The sequence below is a fragment of the Microbacterium sp. EG9 genome, assembly GCF_059759475.1.
In genome coordinates this window covers 2,326,265-2,351,686 of the sequence record NZ_CM186217.1, presented here as the reverse complement: position 1 = coordinate 2,351,686, position 25,422 = coordinate 2,326,265, and the positions used below count along the sequence as shown (strand labels likewise).

Annotated in this window: 25 protein-coding genes and 1 tRNA gene; 17 read left to right on the top strand and 9 right to left on the bottom strand. The window is 73.5% G+C overall.

Going from position 1 to position 25,422, the window contains the following annotated elements; all coding sequences use genetic code 11:
• Positions 1–10: 10 nt before the first annotated feature.
• The 6 genes from AC6CQV_RS11105 to AC6CQV_RS11080 all read right to left on the bottom strand — a co-directional run bounded on the left by AC6CQV_RS11105 (position 11) and on the right by AC6CQV_RS11080 (position 6,145).
• Positions 11–577, bottom strand: a complete 567-nt coding sequence (locus AC6CQV_RS11105) for a hypothetical protein (protein ID WP_498259495.1) — start codon at positions 575–577, stop codon at positions 11–13.
• A gap of 131 nt (positions 578–708) precedes the next feature.
• Positions 709–1,113: a glucose-6-phosphate dehydrogenase gene (locus tag AC6CQV_RS11100; protein WP_191007957.1), complete on the bottom strand. Its 405-nt coding sequence runs from the start codon at positions 1,111–1,113 to the stop codon at positions 709–711.
• Positions 1,114–1,190: 77 nt separating this feature from the next.
• A complete protein-coding gene (locus tag AC6CQV_RS11095; protein WP_498259494.1) occupies positions 1,191–1,595 on the bottom strand; it encodes a VOC family protein in 405 nt (134 codons plus the stop codon).
• Positions 1,595–2,632, bottom strand: a complete 1,038-nt coding sequence (locus tag AC6CQV_RS11090; RefSeq protein WP_498259493.1) for a GNAT family N-acetyltransferase — start codon at positions 2,630–2,632, stop codon at positions 1,595–1,597. Before AC6CQV_RS11090 ends, AC6CQV_RS11095 begins: the two co-directional genes overlap by 1 nt.
• Positions 2,629–5,568, bottom strand: a complete 2,940-nt coding sequence (locus AC6CQV_RS11085; protein ID WP_498259492.1) for an ATP-binding cassette domain-containing protein — start codon at positions 5,566–5,568, stop codon at positions 2,629–2,631. Before AC6CQV_RS11085 ends, AC6CQV_RS11090 begins: the two co-directional genes overlap by 4 nt.
• A gap of 28 nt (positions 5,569–5,596) precedes the next feature.
• Entirely contained in the window at positions 5,597–6,145 is a 549-nt protein-coding gene (locus tag AC6CQV_RS11080; RefSeq protein WP_498259491.1) for a hypothetical protein, read from the bottom strand.
• A 91-nt stretch (positions 6,146–6,236) separates the two neighbouring features.
• Here AC6CQV_RS11080 and AC6CQV_RS11075 point away from each other — a divergent pair, with 91 nt between their 5' ends.
• Genes AC6CQV_RS11075 through AC6CQV_RS11065 form a run of 3 tightly spaced genes read left to right on the top strand, consistent with a single transcriptional unit; the run spans position 6,237 to position 9,364 of the window.
• Positions 6,237–7,148 carry a 1,4-dihydroxy-2-naphthoyl-CoA synthase gene (locus tag AC6CQV_RS11075; RefSeq protein ID WP_492492901.1) on the top strand — a complete coding sequence of 304 codons (912 nt, stop codon included), beginning with the start codon at positions 6,237–6,239 and terminating at the stop codon, positions 7,146–7,148.
• Positions 7,149–7,169: 21 nt separating this feature from the next.
• Positions 7,170–8,321 carry an AMP-binding protein gene (locus tag AC6CQV_RS11070; RefSeq protein WP_498259490.1) on the top strand — a complete coding sequence of 384 codons (1,152 nt, stop codon included), beginning with the start codon at positions 7,170–7,172 and terminating at the stop codon, positions 8,319–8,321.
• 56 nt (positions 8,322–8,377) lie between these two features.
• Positions 8,378–9,364 carry a 1,4-dihydroxy-2-naphthoate polyprenyltransferase gene (locus tag AC6CQV_RS11065; RefSeq protein ID WP_101305637.1) on the top strand — a complete coding sequence of 329 codons (987 nt, stop codon included), beginning with the start codon at positions 8,378–8,380 and terminating at the stop codon, positions 9,362–9,364.
• Between the two features lie 26 nt (positions 9,365–9,390).
• Here AC6CQV_RS11065 and AC6CQV_RS11060 read toward each other — a convergent pair whose 3' ends face one another.
• Positions 9,391–9,669 (bottom strand): DUF4229 domain-containing protein, encoded by a 279-nt coding sequence (locus tag AC6CQV_RS11060; RefSeq protein ID WP_101305638.1) that lies wholly within the window; start codon positions 9,667–9,669, stop codon positions 9,391–9,393.
• 84 nt (positions 9,670–9,753) lie between these two features.
• On the opposite strand from AC6CQV_RS11060, the gene AC6CQV_RS11055 reads away from it, so the two are divergent.
• The 3 genes from AC6CQV_RS11055 to AC6CQV_RS11045 are packed head-to-tail and all read left to right on the top strand — an operon-like array spanning position 9,754 to position 12,877.
• Entirely contained in the window at positions 9,754–10,167 is a 414-nt protein-coding gene (locus tag AC6CQV_RS11055) for a PLD nuclease N-terminal domain-containing protein (RefSeq protein WP_191007963.1), read from the top strand.
• Between the two features lies 1 nt (position 10,168).
• Complete coding sequence (gene menD, locus AC6CQV_RS11050; protein ID WP_101305639.1) at positions 10,169–11,974, top strand: 2-succinyl-5-enolpyruvyl-6-hydroxy-3-cyclohexene-1-carboxylic-acid synthase; 1,806 nt, start codon at positions 10,169–10,171, stop codon at positions 11,972–11,974.
• 39 nt (positions 11,975–12,013) lie between these two features.
• Complete coding sequence (locus AC6CQV_RS11045) at positions 12,014–12,877, top strand: polyphosphate kinase 2 family protein (RefSeq protein WP_060960363.1); 864 nt, start codon at positions 12,014–12,016, stop codon at positions 12,875–12,877.
• 53 nt (positions 12,878–12,930) lie between these two features.
• Here the strand turns inward: AC6CQV_RS11045 and AC6CQV_RS11040 are convergent, their stop codons facing one another.
• Positions 12,931–14,193, bottom strand: coding sequence for an isochorismate synthase (locus AC6CQV_RS11040; protein ID WP_061782305.1), 1,263 nt, complete (start codon positions 14,191–14,193; stop codon positions 12,931–12,933).
• Between the two features lie 68 nt (positions 14,194–14,261).
• Here AC6CQV_RS11040 and AC6CQV_RS11035 point away from each other — a divergent pair, with 68 nt between their 5' ends.
• The 8 genes from AC6CQV_RS11035 (at position 14,262) to AC6CQV_RS11000 (ending at position 23,010) form a co-directional block, all read left to right on the top strand.
• Positions 14,262–14,849: a DUF402 domain-containing protein gene (locus tag AC6CQV_RS11035; RefSeq protein ID WP_205282345.1), complete on the top strand. Its 588-nt coding sequence runs from the start codon at positions 14,262–14,264 to the stop codon at positions 14,847–14,849.
• Positions 14,850–14,858: 9 nt separating this feature from the next.
• Entirely contained in the window at positions 14,859–15,572 is a 714-nt protein-coding gene (locus AC6CQV_RS11030) for a demethylmenaquinone methyltransferase (RefSeq protein WP_060960366.1), read from the top strand.
• 44 nt (positions 15,573–15,616) lie between these two features.
• Positions 15,617–16,678 carry a polyprenyl synthetase family protein gene (locus tag AC6CQV_RS11025; protein ID WP_082734227.1) on the top strand — a complete coding sequence of 354 codons (1,062 nt, stop codon included), beginning with the start codon at positions 15,617–15,619 and terminating at the stop codon, positions 16,676–16,678.
• Positions 16,679–16,742: 64 nt separating this feature from the next.
• A complete protein-coding gene (locus AC6CQV_RS11020; protein ID WP_498259489.1) occupies positions 16,743–18,116 on the top strand; it encodes an FAD-dependent oxidoreductase in 1,374 nt (457 codons plus the stop codon).
• A 196-nt stretch (positions 18,117–18,312) separates the two neighbouring features.
• On the top strand, positions 18,313–19,011 hold the full coding sequence (locus AC6CQV_RS11015) for a DNA/RNA helicase (protein WP_498259488.1): 699 nt from the start codon (positions 18,313–18,315) through the stop codon (positions 19,009–19,011).
• Positions 19,012–19,144: 133 nt separating this feature from the next.
• Positions 19,145–20,104 carry an alpha/beta hydrolase gene (locus AC6CQV_RS11010; protein ID WP_498259487.1) on the top strand — a complete coding sequence of 320 codons (960 nt, stop codon included), beginning with the start codon at positions 19,145–19,147 and terminating at the stop codon, positions 20,102–20,104.
• Between the two features lie 211 nt (positions 20,105–20,315).
• On the top strand, positions 20,316–22,076 hold the full coding sequence (locus AC6CQV_RS11005) for an AMP-dependent synthetase/ligase (protein WP_498259486.1): 1,761 nt from the start codon (positions 20,316–20,318) through the stop codon (positions 22,074–22,076).
• Positions 22,077–22,134: 58 nt separating this feature from the next.
• On the top strand, positions 22,135–23,010 hold the full coding sequence (locus AC6CQV_RS11000; protein ID WP_060960372.1) for a DUF1295 domain-containing protein: 876 nt from the start codon (positions 22,135–22,137) through the stop codon (positions 23,008–23,010).
• Between the two features lie 17 nt (positions 23,011–23,027).
• Here AC6CQV_RS11000 and AC6CQV_RS10995 read toward each other — a convergent pair whose 3' ends face one another.
• A complete protein-coding gene (locus AC6CQV_RS10995; RefSeq protein ID WP_060960373.1) occupies positions 23,028–23,516 on the bottom strand; it encodes a YajQ family cyclic di-GMP-binding protein in 489 nt (162 codons plus the stop codon).
• Between the two features lie 82 nt (positions 23,517–23,598).
• Here AC6CQV_RS10995 and AC6CQV_RS10990 point away from each other — a divergent pair, with 82 nt between their 5' ends.
• The 3 genes from AC6CQV_RS10990 to AC6CQV_RS10980 all read left to right on the top strand — a co-directional run bounded on the left by AC6CQV_RS10990 (position 23,599) and on the right by AC6CQV_RS10980 (position 25,406).
• The gene (locus tag AC6CQV_RS10990) at positions 23,599–24,084 is read left to right on the top strand and encodes an FBP domain-containing protein (RefSeq protein WP_060960374.1); all 486 of its coding nucleotides are present in this window, start codon (positions 23,599–23,601) and stop codon (positions 24,082–24,084) included.
• 99 nt (positions 24,085–24,183) lie between these two features.
• Positions 24,184–24,265 (top strand) — tRNA-Tyr (locus tag AC6CQV_RS10985).
• Positions 24,266–24,398: 133 nt separating this feature from the next.
• Complete coding sequence (locus tag AC6CQV_RS10980) at positions 24,399–25,406, top strand: hypothetical protein (RefSeq protein ID WP_498259485.1); 1,008 nt, start codon at positions 24,399–24,401, stop codon at positions 25,404–25,406.
• The last annotated feature ends 16 nt before the right edge of the window (positions 25,407–25,422 follow it).

Sequence of the window (25,422 nt, the reverse complement as noted above, 5' to 3'; positions counted from 1 at the left end):
CGAAGCGGGCTCAGCGACGTGCCAGGGCGGCGGCATGCGCCGCGATTCGGGCGAACACGCGTCGCTGCACCGCGTACGACTCCTCCCAATCGCCGTCCGACTGCAGACCGTGGTCGGCGCCGGCGATCTCCATCACCGCGGCTGCGGTCTCGCTGATGCGGTCGGGCCACCACGTGGCATCCGTCGTGCCGGCGACGATGAGATGAGTCGCGGATGCCGCGCGCAACGCCGTAGCCACGACATCGTGGACGACCAGCGGCGTCAACCACACCCCAGGTATGCCTGCCGCGACGGCGTGTGAGGCCGCGAAGGTGCCCAGAGACTTGGCGACGACAAGGTCAGGCGCGCACGGGAGGGCCGAGATGATTTCGCCCCACTCCCGGGCGACGAAGTCGGCCGGGTCGTCCGCGGCGTCACCCAATGCCCACTCGGCGGCGTAGACGTCCCATCCGTTCTGAGCCAGGATGACGCCGGTCCAGTGCAGCAGCGGCGCCTGCGCGGTGTATCCGCGCCCGGGCAGCAGGACCGCTGCAGGTGCGCCGTCCGACGACGGTGTGAGGCGGTGCAGCACGACCATCCCGCGATCCTAACGGCCAGCCGCACGCACCCAACTGCAAGGGATGCCGGGCGACACGCCGTGGCCGGGCGCGGGGTGTCGGCGTGTCGCGGCTGCGAGCTTGCAGTTCGGATACGGCCCGCGGGTGAGGGTCAGGCGACGGGGGTGCCGCACATACCGCAGATGCCGGTCGCGGGCACCTGCACGAAGCAGTCCGGGCACATCACCGCGGGGCGCTCGGGGATGGTGGGGGCGGCGACGGTGCGCGGCGTGCCCGAGGCGACCCGGGCGGCGCGGGCACGCTCGCGCGTGGTCGGCGCGGGCGCGGCGGCGAGCTTGGCCGCGGGCTTGTGGTCGGCGCAGTAGAACCGCACGAATCCGGCCGGATTGTTCGGATGCCGGTGCTTCATCACCCACAGCGCTTCGCGCGGCCACGGCTCGCTGGTCGGTCCGCAGCCCGAGCACCGGGTCGCGTCGCCCGGCACGGCCTGCTCGGCGGCGACGGCGATTTCGAACGGCAGGGCATCTCGCCAGTCCGAGGAGTTCCTGATCTGCACGACATGCCCTTCCGGCGGCATCCTCGGGTGGACGACGGCCGTGCCCCATTCTCCCACGGCCGCGCCGCCGGCGGGTCTCACTCCGCAGCGGATGCCACCGCGGATGCCGCCCCCGCCCATCCCGACCACTCCGCCGCGTCGACGACGCAGAACCGGTTGCCCTCGGGATCCTCCATGATCACGTAGTCCGCATCGGCCGGCTGCCGGTCCCAGACGACGCGGCGCGCGCCCAGACTCTCCAGCCGCGCCACCTCGGCGTCCTGGTCTTGCGCGTAGAGGTCGAGGTGGATCCGCGGGGGCAGGACGCGCGGCGCCGCGACGGCATCCAGCGACACGCTCACCCCGGCCCCGTGCCGCGGATGCAGCAGCGCGAAGTCGTCGCCGGCGGGCTCGCGCACCACGTAGTCGAGGGCCGCGGTCCAGAAGGCCGTCTCCCGCGCGAGGTCGTCGACGCGGATCACGACGGAGCCGACGACCAGCATCACCCGGCCTCCGGGTTGCGAGCCGTCACCGTGATCCAGGGGTCGGTGGCCGCGGCATCCGGGGCCGTCGTGTCGCGGACGACGACGTCGGTCCAGCCCGTGGCGGCGAAGGCCTCGGCCAGCGGATCCTCGCGCCACAGCACGAAGTGTCGCGGCGCGTCGAGCTTGTGCGCCGACCAGTGCTCGCCCTCGCCCTTCTTGAACGAGGCGATCATGACCCCGCCCGGCCGGGTCGCGGCGCGCGCTCGCCGCAGCACGCCCCGCAGCCGCGCCCGCGGCACGTGCAGAAGCACGGCGCTGGCGAACACGGCGTCGTACGGGCCGCCGAAGTCGGCGTCGCGCACGTCGAGCAGGCGTGCGCGATGGCCCGCCGCGTGCTGCAGCGCGATGAAGGATGCCGCGGCATCCGTGCGGTCGACGGCGAAGCCCGCCGCCTCCAGCGCATCGGCGTCGCGGCCCGGGCCCGAACCGAGCTCGAGCACGGAGGAGCCCGCCGGAAGCAGTGCCCCCAGCTCCGCGACGAGCGGCGACGGTGTGGCCGACGTGCGCTGGGCGTAGCGCAGGGCGTGGTCGCGGTAGACGGCGAGGGTCAGCTCGAGCGGGTCGCCGAGCGGCGGGATCGTGCAGTCGTAGCGCTGCCGGGTCGGCCACCGCGGGTCGCGCGGCGCATCGGAGACCGCGAAGCCGAGGCGACGGTAGAACTCGACCGCGTCGTCGTCGGTGCTCGCGAACAGCGGGAGGGTCGGGTCGGCGCGACGCGCGGCATCCACGAGTCGGGACCCGAGACCGGTGCCCCGCGCCTCGTGCGCGACGGCGATGTAGTGCAGCTCCGTGCGGCCGCGGGCGGGGTCGGGGCCGAAGGCGGCGAAGCCGAGGATGCCGCCGGCCACGACGCCGACGACGGTGAGCCGGGGCAGTTCGGCGTCGCGGATCCACAGGAGCGCGTCGGCATCCACCCCGGCCGCCTCCCAGAGGAGGGGGAGGAACGCCTCCGAGCCGATCTCGTCCGGGGTCAGGGGCCGCACCGTCGTGGTCATGATTCGACTGTAGCGAGCGCTCCGCGGGGTCTCTGAGGGGGCGACGGCGGCCCGGGAGCCCCGGCGACGGGCTTCGCGCGCCGCAGCGAGCGCAGCAGCGCACGCCCGATGAGTCCGATCCCGATGACCGTGGTGACGGCGCGCAGCGTGTCCCAGCTGAGGGTCGAGGTCACCAGCGAGTAGACGAGGAAGTTCCCGAGGTTCTCGATGAGGGGCGCGCCCGGGCTGTAGGAGATGCTCGTCCCGGCGCCGACGGCGAACGGCCAGAACCACATGTTCATGATCAGCCCGAACACGTACGCCGACACGACGCCGTACGCCGCGAGCATCGCGACCTCGGCGCCGCCGCGCACGCGCCGCGGCAGCAGCCCCGCGCCCGCCGCGACCCAGCCGCAGGCGAACATCTGGAACGGCAGCCACGGGCCGACCCCGCCCCACAGCACCGCCGACAGGGCGAGGGATGCCGCGCCGAGCAGCAGTCCGAAGCGCGCCCCGTAGGCCCGCCCGGCCAGGATCAGGAGCACGAACAGCGCCTCCACGCCGCCCACCCCGGTGCTCGCGATGCGCACGGCCGCCCCGATCGCCGCGAGCACGGCCAGCAGCGCGAGGGTGTGCGCCGACCGCACCGTCGTGTCGAGGCTCGCGAGGGCGACGATGATCGCGAGAGGGGCGAGCGCCATCGCGATGACCGGCGCGGCGGCCTGCGCCTGCGCCGGCACCGCCGTCGCCACGAGGGGCCACAGGAACGCGGCCGCCGCGACGAGGTTCGCCGCGATCAGGGCCGCGGTGAGGCTGCGCCGCGGTCGGGCCTGCGGCCGGGGCCCTGGCTGCGGGGTCCGGGCTGCGGCTCGCCGTGGGGTGCGGGTGGGGGGCGTGTCCCGAACTCCTCCGGATCGTGGCGCGAGGCCGGGTGGGGGCCCCGAGACGGGGTCGGCGGTCGCGGATTGGAGGAGTTCGGCGCGGGCGGGGTCGGCGCGGGCGGGGTCGGCGAGGGCGGGCGGCGCGGCGGGCGAGGCGGCGAGCCGTCCGGCCGCCAGGGGCAGCACGCGGTCGGCGCGGGCGATGGCCGACGGATCGTGAGTCGCGATCAGGACGGCGGTCCCGGCATCCCCGAGCCGCGCGAGGGCGGCGTCGACCAGGCGGCGCGCGTCGGGGTCGAGGCCGCGGGTCGGCTCGTCCACGAGCAGGACGGGGGCGCCTGTCGCCGTCTGGATCGCGAGAGCGAGGCAGCGCCGCTGACCGGCAGACAGGTCACGCGGATGCCGGTGCCACAGCTCTCGCGCCTCCTGCACGCCGCCCTCGTCGTCGCTGCCGCGCCCGAGGAGCCCGGCGAAACAGTGGGCGGTCGTGCCGGCCGGCAGACGCGCCCGCCGGTCGGTGCGCCGACACTCGGCGGCGACGGTGTCGCGCACGAACAGTGCGTCGGAGTCATCGGGGACCAATCGCACCTCGCGGGCGTGCGCGCCGGTGGCGAGGGCGACGAGCAGGCTCGACTTGCCGGCGCCGTTGGGGCCGACGAGCGCCACGATCTCGCCGGCGTGGAGCGCGATCGGTGCGTCGTCGACGGCGACGCGGTCCGCGTACCGCACGGTGATGCGGGTCGACAGCACCGGTTCCGTCGAGGGAGTCCGGGGGTTCGCCGGCTCGGGCGCCGTCCGCGGCGGTCGGGGGCGACCTGCCTGCGCGAGCCCCGCACTCGCGGTCGCGAGCACCCCGGGCCGCCCGTGGGAACCACCCGCGTCGATGCGCAGCCACGCGTCGGCGACCGTGTCGAACTCGTCGCCGCGGTGCTCGGCGGCGACCACGCAGACGCCGGCCTCGTGGGCGAGCGCGCCCAGGAGCGCCACGATGCGGGCGCGGGCGGTGCGGTCGAGGTCGGCGAGCGGCTCGTCGACGAGCAGGAGGACCGGCTGCTCGATGATCGCGGCGGCGATCGCGACGAGCGTCGCCTGCCCCGCCGACAGTGCCCCCAGCTCGCGGTCGAGCAGGTCCACGATCCCGACCCGCACCGCCACCTCGCGGACGCGCTCGTCCACGACGACGGGGGCCACGCCCCGCAGCTCCAGGGCGAGGCCGATCTCGTCCCGCACGCGCGTCGTCGCGAAGGCGGCGCGCGGGCTCTGCAGCACGACGCCGACGACGCGCGACAGATCCCGGGGCGCGGTGGCGGTCCGCTCGTGTCCGGCGACGCGCAGCTCGCCGCGGATCCACCCGCCGTCGACATGGCTGTGCAGGCCGCTCAGCGCCCGCAGCAGGGTCGTTTTGCCCGACCCGGTCGCTCCCGTGAGCACCGTGAGGGCGCCGGGGCGGATGCCGCGCCCCACCGCGTCCGCCACGACGACCGGATCGCCGGTGCCGAACCCGAGCGCGACGTCCTGCCCGGCCACGGGGTGCGCGCAGTCGCCCTCGAGCCCCCGTCCGGCGTAGCCGCGCAGTTCGAGGGCCGCGGCGACGGCGCTCGCACGCTCCAGCGTCGCCTCGAGCACCGGCGCGAGCAGTCGGGCCGAGCCCGCGACGCCGACCCGTTCGCCGCGCAGCCGCGCCGCCCGCCGTGCCGAACGCACCGCGTCGGCGAGCGACGGCAGCGTCGCCCAGCCGATCGACAGCGCCCGGGCGAGGCCCTGGAAGGGGCCGCGCCGGGCGCCGCGGGCGAGCAGGCGCGGCAGGTCGAGCACGGCGCTGAGCAGTCCGAACGCGAGGATCGTCAGCGCGATCGGCAGGGCGCTGACCGCGGCATCCCAGAGCCCTCCCGCCGTCGCGGGGCCGAGCACCTCGACGTGGGCGAGCGGCGGCGCGAGGCGCCACAGGGGCAGTGGCAGCACCACCGGCCCGGCGCCGTCGGCGCCGTGGAAGAGCACCCGGTACCCCACGCGCACCGCGACGAAGCCCACCGCCAGGGCGGCGGCGGCACGCAGGGGGCCGGTGCGGAAGCTCACGCGCCGAGATTACGCGCGTCGGCGCCGCTCAGGCCGCGGGAGCCGCGGGCGCCCCGTCCAGGCTGAAGAGCAGCTCGACGCTCTCACCCGGCTGAGCCGTCAGCGTCGACACGCCCTCCTGGGCGTAGTCCCACGCGCCGTCGGCGGGCTTGGTCCACAGCGCCCAGTACGCGAACGCGGCGGGCATCGACTCGCACTTCTCGACGTACGCCGGGTCCTGGGTGGAGCCGACCGGCTCGGATGCCGAGGGCAGCCCGTCGACGCGGCAGATCACCTGGTCGCCGTACTCCTTCGTGCCCTCGATCTCGAGCCCGGCCGCGGCGACGATGTCGGCGACGGCGACCTCGGCGGTGGTCGTGTAGCACCGCGTGTCGGAGGTGCCGCCCGCCAGGGCGGAGGAGTCGACGACGAGCGTGACGCCCTCGGTCCCTTCGCACGCGCCGGCGGTGATCGGCGACGCGGTCGCGTCGGTCGCGGTCGGCGACGCCGCACCGCCGCCCGTCGAGGCGCAGGCCGACAGGCCGAGCGCGAGGGCTCCGGCGGCGAACAGGGCGAGGATGCGGGGGGTCGACGTCACCGTCCCAGCGTAGGGGGATTCGCCCACCCGTCCCGGCCATATGACGACACCCTCACGACGCCATGGCGATGCCCGCGCGTAGGCTGGCCGGGTGACCGACACCTTCGTCTCCGAGCTGTTCGATCCGACCGCGTGGACGCTCGCGCCCGGCGCGGCCGACTACACCGACATCACGGCGCACGTCTCCGGCGACGGCCGCATCGCGCGCATCGCGTTCGATCGGCCCGAGGTGCGCAACGCCTTCCGGCCGCACACGGTCGACGAGCTGTACCGGGCCCTCGACGTCGCGCGACAGGACCCGCGCATCGGCGTCGTGCTGCTGACGGGCAACGGCCCGAGCCCCAAGGACGGCGGCTGGGCGTTCTGCTCCGGCGGCGACCAGCGCATCCGCGGCCGGGACGGCTACACCTACGCGGCCGACGACGCGACCGCCCCCGACCCGGCCCGCGCCGGCCGGCTGCACATCCTCGAGGTGCAGCGGCTCATCCGTTTCATGCCGAAGGTCGTCATCGCCGTGATCCCCGGGTGGGCCGCCGGCGGCGGGCACTCGCTGCACATCGTCTGCGACCTGTCGATCGCGAGCGCCGAGCACGGCCGGTTCAAGCAGACGGATGCCGACGTGGGCTCGTTCGATGCGGGGTACGGGTCTGCCTACATGGCGCGTCAGGTCGGTCAGAAGCTCGCGCGCGAGGTGTTCTTCCTCGCGGAGGAGTACTCGGCGCAGCGCGCCTACGAGATGGGCGCCGTGAACCGCGTGGTCCCGCACGCGGAGCTCGAGCGCGAGGCGATCGCGATGGCGCGGACGATCCTCGGCAAGTCGCCCACCGCGATCCGCATGCTGAAGTTCGCGTTCAACGCGATCGACGACGGCATGGTCGGCCAGCAGGTGTTCGCGGGCGAGGCCACGCGCCTCGCGTACGGCACCGATGAGGCCGTGGAGGGTCGCGACGCCTTCCTGCAGAAGCGCGACCCCGACTGGTCGCCCTATCCGTACCACTACTGACGCGACGGCGCGGAGGCGACGGTGAAGCTGGAGCGGGTGGATGCCGCCGATGCGCGCGCGGTGCTGCGCGGACTGCGGGGCGCGGTGCTGGGGGCGGGCCCCGCGATCGCCCTCGGCGCGCCGTCCGGTTCCGGAGATGCGCTGCCCGCGGAGGTTCCGGCCGGCACCGCGGTGGTCGTCACGACATCCGGGTCGTCGGGGTACCCCAAGGCGGTCGCGCTCAGCCGTTCCGCGCTGACGGCCTCGGCGCTCGCGACGAGCGCGCGCATCGGCGAGGGGGCGTGGCTGCTCGCGCTGCCGCCGGGCTACATCGCCGGGGTCCAGGTGCTCGTGCGCGCGCTCGTCGCCGGACGCGAGCCCGCGCTCCTGTCGGGGCCGTTCCGCACGGCGGGGTTCGTCGCCGCCGCATCCTCCATGGCATCGAGCGACGGCGGGCGGCCGGTGCCGACGTACACGTCCCTCGTCCCGGCGCAGCTGCAGACCCTCCTCGACGACCCCGATCCGGCCGCCCGCCGCGCACTCGCCGGGTTCTCGGCGGTGCTGGTGGGCGGGCAGGCGCTCGCCCCCGCGCTCGCCGCGCGCGCCGCCGACGCCGGCGTGCGCATCGTGCGCACCTACGGATCGAGCGAGACCGCGGGCGGCTGCGTCTACGACGGCGTGCCGCTCGACGGCGTCGGCGTCCGCATCGACGACGGCGAGGTGCTCCTGTCGGGTCCCACCCTCGCGGACGGCTACCTGGGCGATGCCGCGCGCACCGATGCCGCGTTCTTCCGCGACGCGGCGGGCACCCGCTGGTACCGCACCGGTGACGCCGGCGCGTTCGACGGACGCCTCGCGATCACCGGTCGCCGCGACAACGTCATCATCTCGGGCGGGATCAACGTGGCGCTCGACCGCGTCGAACGGGTGGTGCGGACACTTCCCGGGCTCGTCAACGCCGTCGTGGTCCCGGTGCCCGACGAGAGGTGGGGCGAGGCGTCGGTCGTGGTCGTCGCGGCCGGCGCGGGGGATGCCGATGACGCCCTCCGCGGCATCCGCGCCGCCGTCGAGGCCGAGATCGGTGCGCCCGCACGCCCCCGGGCGGTCGTGCCGGTCGCCGCCATCCCGCTGCTGCCGAGCGGCAAGCCCGATCGCGCCGCCCTCCGCCGGCTCGCGGCGGACGCCGGCGCGTGAGCGCGCCGCGTCGGCATCACAGGGGACTCATGCGTCCGCGGGCATAGGATTCTCGCGTGGCAGGCAGCACCCGCAAGAAGAAGGCCCGTTCGGGACGGCGCTCCGCGGCGCACACGCCGCGCGGCAATCCGCAGAGGGCGCAGCTCTCCGGCGACCCCGCGCACGTCGAGCGCGCCACCGCGCGCGACTGGATCGGCGCGGCGCGCCTGCGCACCCTGCCCCTCGCCGTCTCGCCCGTGCTCATCGGCACCGGCGCGGCGCTGCTCGGCGGGATGCCGCTGCGCTGGGTGGTCGCGCTGTGCTGCCTCGTCGTCGCGGTGTCGATCCAGATCGGCGTCAACTACGCGAACGACTACAGCGACGGCATCCGTGGCACCGACGACCACCGCGTCGGGCCGGCGCGGCTCACCGCGTCGCGCAAGGCGCAGCCGCGCACCGTCCTGATCGTCGCCCTCGTCTTCTTCGGCATCGCGGCGGCCGCCGGTATCGCCCTCATCGTGCGCACGGGGTACTGGTGGATGGCGCTGATCGGCGCCGCGTGCCTGGTGGCGGCCTGGTTCTACACCGGCGGCAAGCGTCCCTACGGGTACGCCGGTCTCGGCGAGCTGTTCGTCTTCGTCTTCTTCGGCCTGGTGGCCACGGTCGGCACCACCTTCGTCCAGGTCGGCACCGTGCCGCAGGAGAGCTGGTTCGGCGGCGTGATCGCCGGGCTCCTCGCCTGCGCCGTGCTCCTGGCCAACAACCTCCGCGACATCGATCAGGACCGCCTCGCCGGAAAGCGCACGCTCACGGTGCGTATCGGGCGCCGGGCGACGCAGATCCTGTTCACGGTGCTGGTGGTCGGCGCCTTCGCGATCGTGGCGTTCCTGGCGGTCTTCTACCCGCTCGCCTGGCTGGCGCTGCTCGCGCTCATCCCCGCGGCCTGCGCCGTCCTGATCGTCTGGACCTATCGCGCGCCGCGGGAGCTGGTCGTGGCGCTCGGGCTGACGTCGCTGACGTCGCTGGCCGTCGCGGCGCTGCTGTTCTGGGCGTTCACGGGCTGACGGCACCGGTCACCCGGCGCCCGCGCTCACTCCGTCGGTGCGGCGGCGGCCTGGTCGGCCGCGGCATCCTCGACGTCTTCGTCGGTCGCGGCGCGGCGCGCGCGACGCTCGGCGAGGCCCGCGGTCAGATCGTCGAGCGGACGGCGCAGGAACAGCACCGACAGGCTCAGGCCGATGAGGGCGGCGAAGATCGCCGACAGCCAGTAGTACTCGCGCATGACCGGGAACAGCATCATGATCCCGAACGGCACCACGAACACCAGGAGACGCAGCACGCTGTAGACGAGGGCCGAACGGACACGCATGCCTCCAGCCTACGCGCGTCGTCCGTGCGCCCGTACCCGTGCCCGCGCCCGCCGAGGATGCCGGCGCGCGCCTAGGATGGAGGGGTGGTGCGCATTCTGCTGCCTCTGGCGCTGTTGCTGATCGCCTTCTGGGTGTACAGCATCGTCGACTGCGCCCTGCAGCCGCCGACGCGCCATCGCGGCGTCAGCAAGCCGGTCTGGATCCTGCTCGTGGTGCTGCTGCCCATCATCGGCGGCGTGATGTGGTTCGTGGTCGGTCGCGGCCGTCCCCAGCGGGTGAGCACCTTCCGCGCCCCCGACGACAACCCCGACTTCCTCGGCAGCCTGGGCGCGATCTCGATCGCCGACCAGGACGAGCGCATCCGCCGCCTGGAGGCGGAGCTGGCCGCCCTCGACTCCGAGGGTCCGGAGCCCGACCGCCGGCGCGGCGCCGGCGACGAGCCCGCGACCGCCCCGGACGATGACCCCGACGAGAACCGTCGCGGCAGCGCCGCCTGACATGGACGAGAGCCCTCTCGCCGGTCGCGCGCCGGCGACGGATGCCGCCGCGGCGCTCCTGGGGCGCCTCGTCGAGCTCGGCGTGGGGCACGTGGTCGTCAGCCCGGGATCGCGCTCGCAGGCGCTGGCCCTCGTCGCGGCCGAGCTGGAGAGCCGTGGCGCCGTGCGCGTGCACGTGCGCATCGACGAACGGGTCGCCGGCTTCACGGCGCTCGGCGTCGGGCGCGAGTCGGGCATGCCCGCGGTCGTCGTGTGCACGTCCGGCACCGCGGTCGCCAATCTCCTTCCCGCCGCGCTGGAGGCGCACCATGCCGGTGTCCCGCTGATCCTGCTGACGGCCGACCGTCCGCCCGAGCTGCGCGGCGTCGGCGCCAACCAGACCACCCGCCAGCCCGGCATGTTCGCTCCGAACATGCGGCTGGAGGAGGATCTGCCGGTGCCGGACGAGGTGGATGCCGACGGTACCGGGGAGCAGTCCGCCATGCTGCGGCGGGTGGCGGAGGACGCGGTCGCCGCGGCGCTCGGCGCGGGCACCCGTCAGGCCGGGCCCGTGCACCTCAACCTGCCGCTGCGCGACCCGCTGGCCGGCGGCCTGCCGCCGTGGCTCGGCACGCCGGAGCTCGAGCTGGACACCGCGCCCGTCGGGCCCGACGTCGCCGCGGAGGATCCGGTCCAGATCGAGCCGTCGGGCGCGCTGTACCAGGGTGGCGGCGGCATCGGGGAGTCGAACCTGCCGACCGATCCCGACGGCGACCCCCATGTGCTCGTGCGCGGACCGCGCACCGTGGTGATCGCCGGCGCGGATGCCGGGACCGGCGCCGAGGCGCTGGCGCACGCCGGCGGGTGGCCGCTCGTCGCCGAGATCGTCAGCGGGGCGCGGTTCGGCCGCAACCTCGTGCACGGCTACCGCCGCCTGCTCCGCGACCCGGAGCTCGGCGGTCGCATCGAACGCGCCGTCGTGTTCGGGCATCCGACGCTCAGTCGCGAGGTCGTCGCGGTGCTCTCGCGCGACGATGTCGAGGTGCTCGCGGTGCGCGGGCCGGGGGAGCCCCTCAATCTCAACGGGTCGTCGATCGCGGTCGATGCGGTCGTCGCCGCCGTGGGCGACGTCGACCGCGACTGGTTCGGCGCGTGGATGCGGGCGTCGCGCGCGGCATCCGTCGATCTCGCGCCGCCGGCGCCCGACGCCGAGGCCCTGTCGTCGGCCGTTCCCGCCGAACGGCTGGGGGCGATCGCGTCGGAACTGGCGATCGCGCGCAGGCCGATCGACCGGGTCGCGCTGGTCGACGCCGTCTGGCGGGCCACCTGGCCGCACGACCGGCTGCTGTTCGCGTCGTCGCGGCTGGTGCGGGTCGCCGACGAGGTGCTCGGCGGCAAGAAGGTCCCGGTCCACGCCAACCGCGGACTGGCGGGCATCGACGGCACGATCGCCACCGGGACCGGCATCGCCCTCGCGAGTCAGGCGACCGCGGCGGTCGGGGTGACCCGGGTGCTGACGGGAGACCTCGCCTTCCTCCACGACGTGGGCGCGCTGCTGCTGCCGGTCGGTGAGGAGGCCCCGCGCCTCCAGGTGGTCGTCGGCAACGACGGGGGCGGGACGATCTTCGACGGTCTCGAGGTCGCGTCGGTGGCCGCGCCGTCCGCGATGGAGCGGGTGCTCTACACGCCGCAGGACGTCGACGTCGCCGCGCTGGCCGCGGCCTACGGCTGGGACTACGTCCGCGCCGCGACGCGGACCGAGCTGGATCAGGCGCTCACCGCCCGCGTGGCCGGCCGTCAGATCGTCGAGGTCGCGCTCGATCGCTGAGCCCTGGCCGAAACCCCGGGGTCGCGCCATGATGTGGTGATGACCGCGAGAAGCCAGAAGCACTGGAGCGCCGACCCCGCCGACATCCTCCGCGCCGACCCCGGATTCCGCCTCGCCGACCTCGACCCGTCCTCGACGCCGGGGTACGAGGAGGGCAAGAGCAGCGGCCGGTCGGACCTCGAGGCGGGCGCCGACGAGCTGGACGAGCTGCAGGAGCGCCTGTACGCGCAGAGCCGCATCCAGGAGGACGCCCCCGCCGTGCTCCTCGTGCTCCAGGCGATGGACTCCGCCGGCAAGGGCGGCATCGTCCGCCACGTCGTCGGCTCGGTGGATCCCCAGGGCATCGCGCTCGCCGCCTTCAAGAAGCCCACGCCGGAGGAGCTCGCGCACGACTTCCTGTGGCGCATCGACAAGCGCGTGCCGGCGCCGGGCCTCATCGGCGTCTTCGACCGCTCCCACTACGAGGACGTCCTCATCGGGCGGGTGCGCGCGCTGGCCCCGGCCGAGGAGATCGAGCGCCGCTACGGGGCGATCGTCGACTTCGAGAAGGGCCTCACCGACCGCGGCATCCGCCTCGTGAAGGTGATGCTGCACATCTCCGCCGACGAGCAGAAGGAGCGGTTGCGGGAGCGGCTGGACCGTCCCGACAAGCACTGGAAGTACAACCCCGGCGACGTCGACGAGCGGCAGCGCTGGGACGAGTACATGGCGGCTTACCAGACGGTCTTCGAGCGGACGTCCACGCCGAACGCCCCGTGGCACGTCGTGCCCGCGAACCGCAAGTGGTACGCGCGCCTCGCCGTCCAGGCGCTCCTGCTCGACGCCCTCGAGGACGTCGATCCGCAGTGGCCCGCGGCGGACTTCGACGTGGAGGCCGAGAAGGTCCGCCTCGCCGCGACCTGAGCCCGCGGCGCCCGGTCGTTGAGTTGCGGCGCGCAGCGCCGAGTCGAGACGCCCTACGCCAGCGCGTCGACGATCGGCCGGAACTTCACGCGGGTCTCCAGCATCTCGGCCTCGGGGTCGCTGCCCGCGACGATCCCCGCGCCCGCGTGGGCGCGGAACGGGATGCCGCCGGCATCCGTCGCCGCGAGGTCGAACTGCGCCCCGCGCAGCGCGATGGCCCACTCCCCGTCGCCGTGGGCGTCGACCCACCCGACCGGGCCCGCGTACCGCCCGCGGTCGAACGGCTCGATGCGGCGGATGGCCGCGAGCGCCGCGGCCGTCGGTGTTCCGGCGACGGCCGCCGTGGGATGCAGCACGCCCAGCAGATCGAGCGCCGACGTCTCGGGCGAGGTGGTCGCCTCGACGTCGGTGGCGAGGTGCCAGACGTTGGGCAGGGCGAGGGTGAAGGGCTGTTCGGCGGCGGCCAGCGCGCTCGTGTGCGGGGTGAGCGCGTCGACGAGGCTGCGGACGGCGTACTGATGCTCCGCCAGATCCTTCGCGCTGGTGGCGAGCCGCAGAGCCGCCTCGCGATCGGCATCCGGACCCGAACCGCGCGCCACCGTGCCGGCGAGCACGCGCGCGGTGACCTGGCCCCCGGAGACCGTCACGAGCGTCTCGGGGCTGGCTCCGATGAGACCGTCGACCGCGTAGACCCAGGTGTCGGGGTAGGCCGAGGCGAGGGAGCGCACCAGCCGGCGCAGATCGGCGTCGGCCGGCACCGTGCCCGCCAGCTCGCGGGCGAGGACGACTTTGCTGACCTCGCCCGAGGCGATCGCCGCGAGGCCCGCGCGCACCGCGTCCTGGTAGCCCTCGGGGGTGAGCGCGCCGGGGCCGACCGCGGCCGACCAGTGCGGTCCGTAGCCGATGGCGCGCGGCTCGTCGGGTTCGGGGGCGCCCTCCTCGGGCAGCACCCACGACGCCCACGTGCGCCCGTCGCGCGAGCCCACGGTCAGCAGCGGCACGGTGAGGACGGCCGACGAGGCGGACTGCGTGTCGAAGGGGAGTGCGCCGAAGGCGATCAGCCCCGTTCCCGGCGCCCGGACGTGGTCGTCGACCACCGCCGCCGCCGCGACCTCGCGCCAGCGGTCGGCGAGGGTCGCGGCATCCGTCGCCGAGGCCGTGAGCGTCAGGGCGGAGCCGACACCGACCAGCCACGAGCCGCGCCGGGTCCACACCAGCGGATCGGCCGGGTCGGCGTACTCGAGCGGGTCGTCGATGGGGGCGATCTCGCGGGTCACGATGCGCAGACGGGGCGGACGGGACGGCGCGGAACTCACCCGTTCAGCCTAATCCGCCGCGTCCGTGCCGGCCGCGGCGACGGTGGCGGCCGGTTAGGCTCGCGACCATGACCGCTCGCCCCGCGCCCGGCACCCCGCTCGTCTTCCGCTGGCGCAAGTGGGACGGCGGCCCGCATTGGGAGCACGAGTGCGTGTTCCTCGGCAGCGACGAGCACGGCGACTGGGTCGGCCAGCGTGACGGCTGGCGCAGCGCGCGCCCCGGCGTCGACACGGTCAGCCTCGGCGACAACGTGACGCTCGTCCCGCCCGGCGGCGAGTACGCGGCGACCCTCAACGCGACCCACCCGCGCATCGCGATCTACATCGACATCGCGTGGGATCTGCGATGGGATGCCGCGGCCGACGCCGACGGCATCCCGACGCCGACGGGCATCGACATGGACCTCGACGTCGTGCGCGCCCGCGACGGCCGGGGCATCTGGATCGACGACCGCGACGAGTGGGACGAGCACCGCGTCCGCTATGGATACCCGCGGGAGATCGTCGACCGCCTGGAGGACGTCGCGGTCGCGCTCGAGGCCGACGTCCGCGCGGAGCGGGCGCCGTACGACGGCGCCACCGCCGCGCGCTGGCTGGCGGTGCTCGACGCGGTCGCGCCCGGCGGGGGCGCACCGTGGGCCGGGACCCGCGCCTAGGATCGAAGGGTGAGTGAGCACCGCGCCGACCTGGGCAAGGATCCGTCCCGCGTGAGCGGCATGTTCGACGAGGTCGCGGCGGGGTACGACCGCACGAACACGGTCCTCAGCCTCGGCAACGACCGCCTCTGGCGCATCGCCACGACGCGCGCCATCGCGCCCCGCCCGGGCCAGCGCATCCTCGATCTGGCTGCGGGGACGGGCGCCAGTTCCGTGGCGATCGCCCGCAGCGGCGCCGAGGTCGTGGCCGGGGACTTCTCTCCCGGCATGATCGCCGAGGGTCGTCGCCGGCACGGCCACGTCCCGAACGTCACGTTCGTCGAGGCCGACGCGATGGCACTGCCCTTCGCCGACGACGAGTTCGACGTCGTGACGATCTCGTTCGGGTTGCGCAACGTCAACGACCCCAAGAAGGCGCTCGCAGAGATGCTGCGCGTGACCGCGCCCGGGGGCAGGCTCGTCGTCTGCGAGTTCTCGCACCCGCAGAACGCGGCCTTCGCGGGCCTGTACCGCTTCTACAACGACCGGATCCTCCCGACCGTGGCCCGGACGGTGAGCTCCAACGCCGACGCGTACGACTACCTCAACGAGTCGATCAAGGACTGGCCCGACCAGGTGACCCTGTCGTCGTGGATCCGGGATGCCGGGTGGACCCGCGTCGCGCACCGCGATCTCACCTTCGGCATCGTGGCTCTGCACCGCGCGGTGAAGCCGCTGGTCTGAACCCGCGGCGGGCGGGACCTGACGGCCGCGGGTAGGCTGGGATGGTGACTCCGAGCCCTTCCGCTGCCGGCGCGCGACTGACGGCCAATCTCGGCCTGACCGAGCGCGTGCTCGCCGGTCCCCGGATGCGCAAGCTCCTCGCGGTCGTCGAAGACGGCCTCGACCGTGTCGAGGACACCCTCGCCCGCGAACTGCGCGTGAGCGATGCGCTCGCCGACGCCACCACCCGCTACCTCTACGAGGCGGGCGGCAAGCGGGTGCGGCCCATGCTGACGCTGCTGACCGCGCAGCTCGGCGAGGGCACGACCGAGCAGGTCGTGACCGGTGCGACCGCGCTCGAGATGACGCATCTGGGCTCGCTCTACCACGACGACGTCATGGACGGCGCGGACGTGCGACGCGGCGTCCCCAGCGCCCACGCGGTGTGGGGCAACAACGTCGCGATCCTCACCGGCGACCTCATGTTCTCGCGCGCCAGCCAGCTGATGGCGCAGATCGGCGAGCGGGCGATCCGCCTGCAGGCCGACACGTTCGAGCGTCTCGTGCTCGGTCAGATGCACGAGACCGTCGGCGCGCAGGCGGGCGAGGATCCGGTCGACTTCTACCTCCAGGTGCTGGCCGACAAGACGGGCTCGCTGATCGCGGCATCCGCTCAGGCCGGCATCCTGTTCTCGGACGCTCCGTCCGAGTACCGCCGGCCCGCGCTGGAGTACGGCGAGAAGGTGGGCGTCGCCTTCCAGCTGCTCGACGACGTCATCGACCTCTCCGACGATCCCGCACAGACCGGCAAGGTCCCCGGCACCGACCTGCGCGCCGGCGTTCCGACGATGCCGTATCTGCTGCTCGGACGTGCCTCCGACCCGGCGTCGCGCGCGCTGAAGGCGACGATCGACGACGGCGTGGCCCGCATCGCCGACGGCGCCGATCCGGCGATCCTCGACGAGGCGATGGAGCAGCTGCGCACCCACGCGGTCACGGAGGCGACCCGGGCGAAGGCGTACGAATGGGCGGATGCCGCGATCGAGGCGATCGACCCGCTCCCGGCCGGCCCCGTCCGCGACGCGCTCGTCAAACTCGCCCACGTCATCGTCGACCGCTCCAGCTGATCGCGTGTCGGCGCGGGCCGGCCGGCCCGGGCTCAACGACCGGAAGAACACGAAGGAAACACCCATGACCAAGCTGAGGCTGGCCATCGTCGGCGCGGGTCCTGCCGGCATCTACGCGGCGGACATCCTGCTGAAGGCGGAGCGCAAGTTCGACGTCTCGATCGACCTGTTCGACCACCTCCCGGCCCCGTACGGGCTCGTGCGCTACGGCGTGGCGCCCGATCACCCGCGCATCAAGGGCATCATCACGGCCCTGCGCGACGTGCTCGACCGCGGCGACATCCGCATCTTCGGCAACGTCCGCTTCGGCGAGGACATCACCCTCGACGACCTCAAGCAGCACTACAACGCCGTCATCTTCGCGACCGGCGCGATCAAGGACGCCGCGCTCGACATCCCGGGCATCGACGCCGTCGGCTCGTTCGGCGCGGCCGACTTCGTCAGCTGGTACGACGGCCACCCCGACTTCCCGCGCGAATGGCCCCTGGATGCGGCGTCCGTCGCCGTCATCGGCAACGGCAACGTCGCGCTCGACGTCGCCCGCGTGCTCGCCAAGCACGCCGAGGACCTCCTGGTCACCGAGATCCCCGCGAACGTGCACGCCGGGCTCGAGGCGTCGCAGGTCACCGACGTGCACGTGTTCGGCCGCCGCGGCCCGGCGCAGGTGAAGTTCACGCCGCTCGAGCTGCGCGAGCTCGGTGAGCTGCGCGACGTCGACATGGTCGTCTACGACGAGGACTTCGACTACGACGAGGCCTCGCGCGCCGCGGTCGCGAGCAACAAGCAGGTCATGGTCATCGACCGCGTGCTGCAGTCGTGGCGTCAGCGCCCGGGCGTGAACAACGCCGGTGGTGAGGCGTCGCGCCGACTGCACCTGCACTTCTGGGCCAAGCCGGTCGAGGTCAAGACCGACGACACCGGGCGCGTCGCGGCCCTCGTCTACGAGCGCACCCGTCCCGATGCGGAGGGCGGCGTCGTCGGCACCGGCGAGCTGCGCGAGGTGCCGATCCAGCAGCTCTACCGTGCCGTCGGGTACTTCGGCTCCCCGCTTCCCGGCGTCCCGTTCGACAAGAAGCACGGCGTGATCCCCAACCACGAGGGCCAGGTGCTGCACAAGGACTCCAACGAGCGGGTCCCCGGTGTGTACGCCACCGGCTGGATCAAGCGCGGTCCGGTGGGACTGATCGGCCACACCAAGTCTGACGCGATGGAGACGATCAGCCACCTCATCAACGACCAGGCGTCGTGGTGGCAGCCGGCCGATCCCTCCGCCGAGGCGATCCCGGCGCTGCTGGAGTCGCGCGGGGTCGCGTGGACGGATCTCGACGGCTGGCACCGCCTGGACGAGCACGAGGTCGCCCTCGGGGCGGCCCAGGACCGCGCCCGCATCAAGGTCGTCGACCGCGACGAGATGGTCCGGGTCTCCCGCGGCGAGTAAGCCGTCGGTTCGGGAGGACATTTCGCGTCGGGAGGTCGTTTTCGCGGCATCCATCCTCCGGAACGGAAATCTCCTCCGTTGGCGCGCACCGGTCGGCCTGCTTCGGCTCCTCCCCAGCGGGGCGAAAGCGACAGGTTGTACACGGATGCCGCGGCGTGCGGGGTCGCCGGATGCGCCGCGGGTCACGATGTCGCACATGGATGCCGCGACGTGGGCCCGAGAGCGCGGGGGCGTGGTCCGCAGCGACCGGATCGGGCGAGCCGGATACGGGCGCGGTGCGCTCGACCGCGCGGTGGCGCGGCGGGAGCTGGTGCGCGTGGCCCGCGGCTGGCTGGCCGTACCGGATGCCGACCCGCACCTGATCGCGGCGGCACGGTCGGGCGTGGTGATCTCGTGCGTGACGCAGGCGCGCCGGCGCGGGTGGTGGGTGCGCGACGACGACACGCGGGTCCACGTCGCCGCTCACGCGCACGCGGGGAGGGCGCCGACGGCCACCGCGGTCGTGCACTGGGCGCGGCCGGTGGTTCCGCGGCATCCGGATGCCCTGGTCGATGCCCCCGAGAACGTGCTCGCTGCTGTCGCCGCGTGCCAGCCGTTCGAGGTCGCGTTGGCGGTGTGGGAGTCGGCGCTGCGGAATGCGGAGATGGATGCCGCGGCGCTCGCGCGGCTTCGTCTTCCGGCCTGTGCGCGCCGCGTGCTCGCCGCGGCGGAGGTCTGGTCCGACTCGGGGCTCGAGACCTTCGTCGTGCCCCGGCTGCGGTGGATGCGTCTGCCGCTGCGGCGCCAGATCTGGATCGCCGGCCACCGCGTCGATCTGCTCATCGGTGAGCGGCTCGTCCTGCAGATCGACGGCGGCCATCATGTCGGGCCGCAACGGCTCCACAGTGCACGATGAACCGCTCGGGAGGAGATTTCGCGTCGGGAGGTCGTCTTCGCGGCATCCGTCCTCCCGAGGAGAAATCTCCTCCGCTCGCGCCGGCGAGGCCGGCATCCGTGCCGCGCACGGGTCCCGCCGATAGGCTGGCGGCATGGCGGGCGGGTGGGGCGCAGACATCCTCGGGCCGGGCTTCGAACAGCTCACGCTCGAGCTCGAGGCGGACGCCGGTCCTGCCACCCTCGTGCGCTCCCTCCCGCGGATGCCGTGGCTGCGCGCCCTGAACGGCGTCGACGTGCTGTACGTGCACGGGTGGTCGGACTACTTCTTCCAGACCGGGCTGGCCCGGCTGTGGACGGGCCTCGGCGCCCGGTTCTACGCGCTCGACCTGCACGGCTACGGGCGCAGCCTGCGCCCCGGCCAGACCCCCGGCTACGTCGCCGCCCTCGAGGACTACGACGGCGACATCGCGGCGGCACTGGCCGCGATGGGACACGACGGCGCGAGCCGGCGACGGCTCGTGCTCCTGGGGCATTCCACGGGCGGGCTGACGCTCAGCCTGTGGGCGGCGCGGCATCCGGGCGTCGCGAGCGCCGTCGTGCTCAACAGTCCGTGGCTCGAACTGCAGACCGGCACGATCGGGCGTCAGGCGATCGCACCGCTCATCGAGATGCGCGCGCGCTTCGACCCGCTCGGGGCGCACCCGGTCGTCGACCTCGGCTTCTACACCCGCGCGCAGCGCGAGCTCGGCACTCTGCCCGACAGCCCTGAGGGGTGGCGGCCCGAGCGGGGCTTCCCGACCCATCCGGGCTGGCTGGCCGCGGTCATGCGTGGCCACGCCACGGTCGCCGCGGGCATGACGATCGACGCGCCCGTGCTCACGATGCTCTCGACCGGGTCGACCTCGCCCGTGCTGTGGAGCGCGCAGATGACCTCGACCGACAGCGTGCTCGTCGTCGACGACATCGCCCGCGCCGCGACGCGGTTGGGTCCGCTGGTGACGGTCGCGCGCATCGACGGCGCGATCCACGACGTTTTCCTGTCGGCCCCCGGCCCGAGGGATGCCGCGTACGCCGCGCTCCGGCGCTGGCTCCTGTCCGGCGCGATCTCCTGATCAGGCCGTCGGCGAGGGCGCCGGTGAGGGCGTGGGTGTGACGGCGGGCCGACCGAACGCGCCCGCTCGGCTACACATACGTCGACCGTAATGCAACCCCTCCGGGGCTGTTTTCGCGGCGTGCGAGGATGTCGCTGCGGATATCCCATCCGATCGGGCCTCGGCTCCGAACACCAGGTAGCCACGCCCCATCCGAAGGAGAGCTCTGCCCGTGAGAGAAGCGACGACCGCGCCACTGGCCGACCTGACCGCCTACCGCAACGTCACCGACCTCCTCGTCCGCCGCGTCGCGGAGGCACCCGACCACGTCGCGTTCGACGTGCGCAGCGCCGGCGCGAGCTGGCGGGGTGTCCGCACCGCCGCCTTCGCCGACGAGGTGCGCGCCGTGGCCAAGGGGCTGCTCGCCGGAGGGCTCCAGGCGGGGGATGCCGTGGCGATCATGGCTCCGACCCGGTACGAGTGGGCGGTCGCCGACCTCGCGGTCTGGTTCGCGGGCGGCGTCGTCGTGCCCGTCTACGACTCCTCGGCGTCGAGCCAGGTGGCGGCGATCGTCGACGACGCGCAGGTGCGCGTCGCCTTCTGCGGAGACGCGCGTTCCCGCGCGGCGCTGGAGCAGGCCGGCCTCGCGACGGTGATCTCGCTGGCCGACGGTCTGCCCGCGCTCATCGCGAGCGGGGCCGCCGTCGGCGACGACGCGCTGGAGCGGGCCCGGACGCAGGCCGGACCCGGATCGCCCGCGACGATCGTCTACACCTCCGGCACCAGCGGCACGCCGAAGGGCGTCGTGCTCACTCACGAGAACTTCCTGGGGCAGGTGCTCAACATCGCGGCCGCCTACTCCGACATCGTGCGCGCCGACGGCAGCACCGTGATCTTCCTTCCGCTGGCGCACGTGCTCGCCCGCGGGCTGCAGCTGATCTGCCTGGCGAGCGGCATGCGCATCGCCCACCTCTCGGAGCCGTCGGAGGTCGTCGCGTCGCTGTCGGTCCTGCGCCCGACTTTCCTGGTCGTGGTCCCGCGCATCCTGGAGAAGATCGCCGCGGCCGCCGGTTCCAAGGCCGCCGAGAAGCGTCTGGGCGGCGTGTGGTCCGCGGCGGCGCGGACCGCCGTGCAGGCCGCGCGCCGGGAGGAGCGGATCGACGACGGCGAGGTCCCGGCATCCTCGTGGAGCCTCTCGCTGCGTCGGCGCCTGTTCGACGCGCTGTTCTACCGTCGTATCCGCGCGCTCATGGGCGGGCGGATCCGCTACGTCCTCTCCGGAGGCGCCACCCTGCCGTCGCGGCTGTCGTTGCTGTTCCGGGGGATGGGCATCCCCGTCATCGAGGGCTACGGCCTGACCGAGACGACGGCGCCGCTCACCGGCAACCTCCCGGGGCGCATCCGCTCCGGGACGGTGGGCGTCCCGCTGCCCGGCTCGACCGTGCGCATCTCCGACGACGGCGAAGTGCTCGCCAAGGGCGTCGGCGTGTTCTCCGGCTACCGCAACCCGGACGATGACCGCGAGGCGTTCGTGGACGGCTTCTTCCGCACCGGCGATCTCGGCACGCTCGACGAGCGCGGCCGGCTGGTGCTGCAGGGCCGGGTGAAGGATGTCGTGACCACCTCCGGCGGCAAGACCGTCGCGCCCGCGCGCTGGGAGGCGGCGATCGAGGAGCACCCGCTCATCTCGTCCGCGGTCACCGTGGGGGAGGGTCGGCCCTACCTGACCGCGCTGATCGTGCTCGATCAGGACGCCGTGACCTCGGCCCACGACGGCCGCAGCGTCGCCCTCGACGACCCCGATCTGCGGGCGGCCGTGCAGCGCGCCGTCGACGATGCGAACACGCTGGTCTCGCGCAGCGAGCAGGTGCGCCGCTTCGCGCTCGTGTTCGCGGATGCCGAGGACCGCGAGATCGTCACACCCACCCTCAAGATCCGTCGGCGCGAGCTGCTGAACCGCGAGTCGCGCACGATCGACGCCCTCTACAGCTGACCGCTCCGCCCCCGTTCCCCGTCCCACCCGCCCGACCCGTCCCACCCGGAGAGACCCCATGTCACAGCGCCCCGGAGCCATCCTCGTCACGATCCTCGTCGCCCTCGGTCTCGGCGCCGCGCTCGCCGTCGCCGGCAGTACCGCCGGACAGTCGCTCGGCGGCATCCCCCTGTTCGCCCTCGCCGTCGCCGCGGCCTTCGCGATCCAGCTGATCGCGTACCTCCCGGCCGTGCTGCTGCGCACGGAGAAGTTCTTCGACCTGACCGGCGGCCTGACCTTCGCGCTCGTCGCGGTGGGCCTGCTGATCGCGGTCGCACCCGCCGATGCGCGAGCCTGGGTGCTGGTCGCCATGATCGTGATCTGGGGCGTACGGCTGTCGGTGTTCCTGTTCGTCCGGGTGCACGCCCAGGGCTCGGACGGGCGCTTCGACGACATCAAGGTGAACCCGCTGGCGTTCCTGCGGGTGTGGATCATGCAGGGTCTCTGGGTCGCGGTCACGTCCTCGGCGGCGTGGGTGGGCATCACCGCGCGAGAGAGCCGGGGTTTCGACGTCTGGATCGTCGTCGGCGCGGTCGTCTGGCTCGCCGGTCTCGTGATCGAGATCGTCGCGGACGGGCAGAAGGCCGCGTTCCGGCGCGATCCCGCCAACACGGGCCGGTTCATCGACGTGGGCGTGTGGTCGTGGTCGCGGCATCCCAACTACTTCGGCGAGATCCTCGTGTGGGTGGGTGTCGCCGTCGTCGCGTTGCCCGCCGCGACCGGGTGGCAGTGGGTCACTCTCGTCTCGCCGGTGTTCGTCGTGCTGCTGCTGACCCGCGTGAGCGGCATCCCCCTGCTCGAGAAGCGCGCCGACGCCCGCTGGGGCGACGAGCCCGCCTACCGGGAGTACAAGCGGCGCACGCCCGTGCTGGTGCCGGGTCTCGGCCGCGGCTGACCGCGCGGCCGGCGCCCTCAGCGGTAGTTGGTGAACTGGAGGTCGACGTCGAGGTCGGCGGCCTTCAGCATCCGCTGCACCTCCTGCAGGTCGTCGCGCGACTTGGACTGCACGCGCAACTCGTCGCCCTGGATCTGCGCCTTGACCGACTTGGGTCCCTCGTCGCGGATCATCTTGCTGATCTTCTTCGCGTCCTCCGAGGAGATGCCCTCCTTGAGTGTGGAGGTGATGCGGTACTCCTTGCCGGATGCCTGCGGCTCGCCCGAGTCGAGCGACTTGAGTGAGATGCCCCGCTTGATCAGCTTCGTCTGGAACACGTCGAGCACGGCCTTCGCGCGCTCCTCGCTGTTGGCCTTGATGAGGATCGCCTCGCCGCTCCAGTCGATGGAGGCGTCGGTCCCCTTGAAGTCGTAGCGCTGCTCGACCTCCTTGCGGGCCTGGTTGAGCGCGTTGTCCGCCTCCTGGCGATCGATCTTGGAGACGATGTCGAAAGAGCTGTCAGCCATGCGTGGCAGTCTAGCCGCGCCCGCGCGAGCAGACCCCGGAGGCCCGCCCCCGCAGGCGCGGACGCGTTCGTAGACTGGACGGATGCAGCCGCTCACGGAGGATCAGGTGCGCGCCGCGCTCGTCAACGCGACACCCGACGAGGTCGATCGGATGGGCGTGCCGCTCTCGCTCGTGCTCGCCGACTGGGACCACCTGGACTTCCTCGCCTGGTCCGACCCCGACTTCCGCGGCCGCGGGTACTTGGTCGTTGAGCGCGACGGTGTGCCCACCGGGATCGTGCTGCGCGCGGCATCCGGAGCGCGGCCGCGCGCCGCGATGTGCAACCTCTGCCACACGATGCAGCCCGGCAATCAGGTCGCCCTGTTCACGGCGCGACGGGCGGGGGATGCCGGGGCCCGCGGCGACAGCGTCGGCACCTATATCTGCGCCGATCTCGGCTGCCACGAGAACGTCCGGCTGGCCGCACCGCTCGCGCCGAGCGAGGTGCGCGCGAGCGTGGACAGGCGGATCGACGGCACGCGTCACCGCGTCGAGGCCTTCGTCGATCGCGTCGTCGCACCCGTCTGACGAGGCGATGCGCCCTCCGGTTTTTCGGAAGGCGCCCGGCCGGGTAAGATGGTTGATCGCGCCTCCGGTCGACTGCAAAAGCCGGGCGGGTGCGCACTTGGCGAGTTACCCAAGCGGCCAAAGGGATCTGACTGTAAATCAGCCGTCTTCGACTTCGGGGGTTCGAATCCCTCACTCGCCACCCTCAGAAAGGCCCCGTCTCGGCGGGGCCTTTCGCGTTCCCGGGTAGCGCGCCGCCCGCCCGCATACCTGCACGGCCGGCGCACCCCGTGTCAGGATGGGGGAACGGATGGATGCCCGACGAAGGGAACGACATGACCGAGCCGACGAGCTCACCGCACTCCACGAAGATCCTGCGGGCGACGATCTGGGTGGCGATCGGGGCGCTCATCGCCGCGGCGCTCGTCTGTGTCGTATGGGTGCTGATCGGCGACTCGAACGGCATCGTCGGCAAGGCGTTCCTGACGATCCTCCTGCTCGCGGGCTTCGCCGGCGTGGCGATCGGCGAGTCGAACCTGGCCCCGCGCCGCCCGACGTGGCTGGCGCTGACGAGCATGATCTCCTGGGTGCTGATCCTCCTGGTCGGGGCGGTGCTCATCTGGATGCCGACCACCGGCTACTTCGGCTCCGGCGCCGAGCGTGTGTTCCGCTTCATCCTCATCGCCCTCATCATCCAGGGCGCACTGCTGCACACGCGCCTGTACCTCAACGCATTCCTGCGTCACCAGACCACGTTCACGTCGATCGTCGCCTACGTCACGATCGGCCTGGTGGCGATCCTGATGGTCATGCTGGTGCTGCCTCTCATGACCGACGAGTACGTGACGTACCGCCCGCTGTACTGGCGTGTGGTCGTCGCGCTGGCGATCCTCGCCGCGGTCGGCACCGCGCTCATCCCGCTCGTGAACGCGCTCTTCGCCCCCAAGCGTCCCCGCCCGTCGGTGCCCGCCCCCGCGCCCTACGGCGCTGCCCCCTATGGCGCCGCCCCGTACGGCGCCGCCCCCGCGCCGCAGCCGGCCGCTCCCGCCGCTCCCGCCGCGGAGTTCACCCCCTCGGCTCCGTCGCCCGCGCCGTGGCCGACGCACGCCGACGGCGTGACCCCGCTGCCGGTGTTCCCCGACGGGTCTCCCGACTGGAACGCCTATTACACGGGGCAGCCGTCGCCGGGTGCGCGCGTCTGGTTCTCGGATGCCGCGGCGCCCGCCGCCCCCGCGGCGCACCAGCCGCAGGCCTCCGCGTCGCCCTCCGTCGAGAGCCCGCCGGCTCAGGGGTACGAGGGCTTCCCGCCGCCGCCCCCGCTTCCTCCACAGCAGCACAGCTGACGGCCGCCCGGCGGCG